The 4,974-nt window shown below is 34.3% G+C and carries 4 protein-coding genes and 1 pseudogene (1 of these 5 only partly in view); 4 read left to right on the top strand and 1 reads right to left on the bottom strand.

Features of this window, described 5'->3' with window-relative positions; genetic code table 11:
• Positions 1-821 (top strand): annotated as a pseudogene (locus COX77_04600) (cyclopropane-fatty-acyl-phospholipid synthase) (it extends 292 nt beyond the left edge of the window).
• A gap of 50 nt (positions 822-871) precedes the next feature.
• Positions 872-1,189 (top strand): DUF1294 domain-containing protein, encoded by a 318-nt coding sequence (locus COX77_04595; GenBank protein PIZ98398.1) that lies wholly within the window; start codon positions 872-874, stop codon positions 1,187-1,189.
• Positions 1,190-1,256: 67 nt separating this feature from the next.
• Here the strand turns inward: COX77_04595 and COX77_04590 are convergent, their stop codons facing one another.
• The gene (locus tag COX77_04590) at positions 1,257-1,868 is read right to left on the bottom strand and encodes a hypothetical protein (GenBank protein ID PIZ98397.1); all 612 of its coding nucleotides are present in this window, start codon (positions 1,866-1,868) and stop codon (positions 1,257-1,259) included.
• Positions 1,869-1,950: 82 nt separating this feature from the next.
• Between COX77_04590 and pyk the strand changes: the two genes are divergently transcribed.
• Entirely contained in the window at positions 1,951-3,024 is a 1,074-nt protein-coding gene (gene pyk / locus COX77_04585) for a pyruvate kinase (GenBank protein PIZ98396.1), read from the top strand.
• An 88-nt stretch (positions 3,025-3,112) separates the two neighbouring features.
• Positions 3,113-4,974 (top strand): hypothetical protein (locus COX77_04580; GenBank protein ID PIZ98395.1); only part of this gene is annotated, 1,862 nt, incomplete at its 3' end.

Here is a 4,974-nt window from a genome sequence, read left to right as displayed (position 1 = left end):
GAGCTTATCAAGTTGCTCAAGAGCATTATGATTTAGGCAATGAACTCTATCAAGCGATGCTGGATTCGGAGATGAGTTATAGTTGTGCTTATTGGCAGCAAGCGGCTAATTTGGATCAAGCACAATCAGCTAAATTAGCCTTATGCTGTGATAAATTGCAGCTTAAGCCCGGTGCTAGAGTATTAGATATTGGTTGTGGTTGGGGTGCTTTTGCTCGTTATGCAGCAAGCAAATACCATGTTCAAGTTGATGGCATCACAGTTTCCCAAGAACAAGTTAAATACAATCAAGAAAGAAATAAAGGCCTATCCATTGACATTAAGTTGCAGGACTACCGATTATTAACTAAGGAATATGATGCGATTATATCCATTGGTATGTTTGAACATGTTGGTTATAAAAATTATCAAGAATTCATGCAAATAGTCTATCGTTGTTTACGGGAAGGTGGTTTGTTTCTATTACATACCATTGGTGGTAATACCTCGGTTTATTCCAATGATTCTTGGACCGGTAAATATATTTTTCCTAACGGTATGTTGCCGTCACCAACACAAATCAGTAAGAGTATCAGTGGTCTTTTTGTCTTAGAGGATTGGCATAACTTTGGCGCTGATTATGACAAAACCTTGATGGCCTGGTATCAAAACTTTCAATTGCATTGGCCGCAAATAAAACAGTTATATAATGAACGGTTTTATCGAATGTGGAACTATTATTTATTGAGTTGCGCTGGTTCGTTTCGCGCTCGCAAAAATCAATTATGGCAAATTGTTTTAGCAAAGGGTGGGGTGAGTGGGGGATATCAATCAATACGATAAGTATTACTATTATCCTAGGCTAATAGTAATATTTTTGTTACAATACAGTTATGAATATTGATTTAGCTAGTTTAGAAGTGCGGCCAGATTTTGTTTGGTTGGTGGTAATTATTTTGAGTATCATTAATTTATATAGTCTCTGGTTAATGTATCAAGATAAGAGTAGGTCTTATGATGTTTTTAGTGAACGCACGCCAGAAGGGAAATTATTCTTTTGGGCTTCCTTATTTGGGGCTTTGGGAATTTGGTTGGGGATGTTTCTTTTTCACCATAAAAAAAGAAAGTGGTATTTTTATTTCGGTATTCCATTAATTATGTTGGAAAATATTGCTTCCTTGTTAATTGTCGTTTGGTTGTTTAATTATTAGTTTTAATAAAAGAAATTGAAGATACAAAAAAAGGAAGTCCGCTGACGGTTACTTCCTTTTGAATTTTTTATTGATATTGATGATAGAGCCACAAAATCCACAAATAAACAATTATGGCTAGGCTATTAAATATTTCTAACGGCCAATTATTAATAATCATCGAATAAACTAGCCAGAAGACACTGGTTACGAAAAAAATAAGAATGTAATTTAGATCTACTGATCCTCGTGATTTTTCTTTCAGCATAGCCAATGGTTGTGTTATTAGTACCAGTAAACTAATCAGTAACAGAACAAGTAAAAATATATCTTTTTCTTGTAATATGATCATCATGGGTACGATGAGAGATGTAAGAAAAAAAATAATCTTTTTGATCAAACTCAGAGTTTGAAATTTATAAATACCAACAATAATCGGTATATATAGTAATCCCAGTAAACTATTAAAACACATAGCCAAACTATCTTTACTCCAGCCATAAAAGAAAAAAGAGAGAAAGTAGAAAAGCAATAAAAAAAATAGTTCTGGTGACAGCGAACGAGCTGATTTTTCCTGCCATATTTTTTTGCCTTGCTGTGTAATACCAACTCCCTGTAAAATAGTAAATATCATCGTCATTAACGCGGTGATTGTTATACTATTAAAACCAAAGTTTTGTATTTCTACAAAATTTTTCATTTCTAATCCTCATTTTAATGAACAAATAAATAATTAAGGTATATTATCATATTTTTTTATCGATGTCAATACTAATCGCAAGTTGACCATTGAAAATAAGCAATTAATAACCTATAATAAGCCTACTTTAATATTAAAAAATAATATGAGAACTAAAATAATAGCTACCATTGGCCCTAGTTGTGAGCAACCGGAGGAATTGAAGAAATTAATCACGCGCGGTTTAAACATTGCTCGCTTTAATTTTTCCCATTGTAGTGCGGAGAAATTTGTTGAGCAATCAAATCTAATTAGAAAGCTTAGTAAGAATAAAGTTAAAATTTTGCAAGATTTGCAAGGACCAAGAATTAGAGTTGGTAAGTTACCGGCCAACGGTGTGGAATTGACAGAAGGACAAGAAGTTATTTTTTCTACCAATCAGAAAGATACTAGTGATAATTGTATTCATATTAATGATCCTTATATTCATTTAGATTTAAATATTGGCGATCCAATCTATCTAGCAGATGGTCGGATAGAATTAATAGTTAGGCAGATTAAGGGTAAAAAAATCAACACTGAAGTTATTCGTGGTGGTCAGTTACTTAGTGGTAAGGGTGTTAATGCACCTCATACCAAATTAACAACCTCTGGCATGACCAGCAAAGATCAAAAAGATGTATTATTTGGTTTAAAGAATAAGGTTGACTATATCGCCCTATCTTTTGCTCAAGAAGCTAAGGACGTTATTAAATTAAGAAAGATAGTTGGTGATCGAGCTAAAATTATTGCCAAAATCGAAAACGCCATTAGTTTGCAACACGTGGAAGAGATTATTCATGCCGCGGATGGTATTATGATTGCTCGTGGGGATTTGGGCATTGAATTACCAATGGAAAAAATACCGTATATTCAGCGTCATTTATTACGTATTTGTATTTGGCATAACAAACCGGTAATTGTGGCTACCCAAATGTTAACCTCCATGATCAATCACCCGCATCCAACCAGAGCTGAGGTTTGTGATATCGCTTATGCGGTATTGGACGGCGCAGATGCTTTAATGTTGTCTGATGAAACAGCCATGGGTCAGTATCCTATTGAAGCACTAGCAACCTTGGTGAAAGTAGCACAACAAGCAGAAACTGATTTTTTTTACGGATTAAATAAGCTATAAAAATTTTTAATTAAAAAATACTGAGTTTAACCGGTATTTTTTGGTATTCTTTTCTGACAAAAAAGGTAATTATTGTTATAATGATAGCATGTTTAGAGATAATATTTGGTCAAAATCATTAAGTGTTAGTCAGCCTACCGGAACCTCGGAGAGCAAGAACTCTATAGCTAACAAAACACGCGCAGAAAATATTCTCCATAAAGATCAGCAGCAGGAAACGTATGGTGAACGCAGTCGTGAAGATGAGTTAATCCTAGCTAAAAAAAGAGAGCATTATCAAGTACTTGGCACGCAACACCAAGAAGATTTATCATTTTCTTCCGAACAGCTTTATCTAACAAAATTACAAAACATTGCGGATAGTATAGTTACTGCTTTGCCCTTGCCAGTTGCCGCTAAAGTAAAAACGTATTTTGTTCGCGAATCAAGTATTAACGCTTATGTGTTTACTGATCGACAGCTAAAAGATTACCCATTAATAGCGGAGAAGAATTTAGAAATACCAATATTTATTAATACTGGTTTGGTTTATAATTTATCCGAACATTATCGGAAAAAAAGACAAAAATTAATTTCGCAAATATTAGAGGGAAGCAATTTGGATTTTCAACGACTATCTTTAGCTGATAGTGAAGATGATTTAGAAGTGTTACTGTTGGAGTTAGGAGTTGATCAAACCATAAATTTAACACAAAAAACAGAACTGTTTGCCATTTATGATAATGATCGCTATTTTTTAAGCGAAGACAAAATTGCCGCTGTTTTATCCCACGAGTTAACCCACCTCACTCAATCATTTCGCAAGAATTATCACAGTTCCCAGGAGATGGAGTATCGTGCGGATATTATGGGACAAAAGGTTTTAGATAAAGCTGGTTATGCGCCAGAGAGTATGGAAGAAACAATGATTTTTCTAGAGTACTTACAGGGCGAGGCGGGTTTTAATCCTTGCTCGTCGCACCCGTCAGCTCATTTACGACGCAAAGAGTGCCAGTTAGCTTATCATGATTTGCGTAATGTTGTCCGCCACTCTGGTCAGAAACAAAAAAGATTGCCAACCATGAACGAGCAGTTCCGAGACAACGAGGTATATCACTTTGATTATTTACGCGACCAAGTAACGAGAGCACATAATACGGAAGAAATAGCCAGTTTGTTGGAGCAAGTAAAGTCCGTTGATGATTTAGCAGCTGTTTTGCACCCATTACGTTTACGCGTAGATTATACTTTGGCCCGCAAAGAAGCGTTGCAGGATAAGAGTAGTCTGAATAATCTTTTACAGATGTTAATGCGTCAGCAGTATGATTTGAAAAATTTACGTAATAATTTACCATTACCATTATTAAGAGAGTCTTTAGCAGAATTTATCATTGAACGAAAAGAAAAGACTGATGACCAGATAATAGTTAATTTTTTGGAAAAACCAGGCGTTAGTCAGTTACTTTATGCTTATTATCAAGGAGAAAAAAGTAGCACAAATAAAAATGGTGGAAATATAGAGTTTAGTTTAGAGCAAATTTTTACTAACCAGCCAGAATTGATTAACGAGTTACAACAATTACTCCCACAACAATATAAACAAATAAAAAGATTTGTTAATTATTTTATTAACCATCAAACAACTCCGTGGCATAAAGATGGTAAGCAAATTTATACCTTATCTTATTTAGCAGAGTGGTCTCTAGATATCGATAAATCTTTAGCCAAATACCGTCAACCATCGCCAGCAGATAATTTGTTATTAGCTGATTTAATTACAGAATCTGGTATTAAACCAGCTAATTTATTACCACTGAGTTCCGATGAGTTAACTAATGGTTATTATAGTAAATTACAATCAAATTTGACTTATCTGAACGATGAAGGCAAGAGATATAAAGATTATATTCCTATCGGTGATGAAATATTAGCCGGTCCCAATATTCAGGAAGATGATATAAATTTTATTGC

This window comes from Candidatus Komeilibacteria bacterium CG_4_10_14_0_2_um_filter_37_10 (genome assembly GCA_002793075.1).
Classification (GTDB): Bacteria; Patescibacteriota; Patescibacteriia; order UBA1558; family UBA1558; genus UM-FILTER-37-10.
The sequence above is the reverse complement of the archived record's forward strand: the minus strand, read 5'-3'. Positions and strand labels throughout refer to the sequence as shown.